The sequence below is a fragment of the Levilactobacillus enshiensis genome (assembly GCF_007115095.1).
Lineage (GTDB): Bacteria > Bacillota > Bacilli > Lactobacillales > Lactobacillaceae > Levilactobacillus > Levilactobacillus enshiensis.
Genome location: NZ_SULH01000055.1, coordinates 1 through 225, shown reverse-complemented (window position 1 = coordinate 225; position 225 = coordinate 1). Strand labels below are relative to the sequence as shown.

Sequence of the window (225 nt, the reverse complement as noted above, 5' to 3'; positions counted from 1 at the left end):
ACCCTCTCAGGTCGGCTACGTATCATTGTCTTGGTGGGCCTTTACCTCACCAACTAACTAATACGCCGCGGGATCATCCAGAAGTGATAGCCGAAACCACCTTTCAAACAAGAACCATGCGGTTCTTGTTGTTATACGGTATTAGCACCTGTTTCCAAGTGTTATCCCCTGCTTCTGGGCAGATTTCCCACGTGTTACTCACCAGTTCGCCACTCGCTTCATTGT

The 225-nt window shown here is 48.9% G+C and carries 1 rRNA gene; it reads right to left on the bottom strand.

The window, feature by feature from the left end:
- Positions 1-225, bottom strand: a 16S ribosomal RNA gene (locus FAY32_RS14560); the annotation flags it as partial.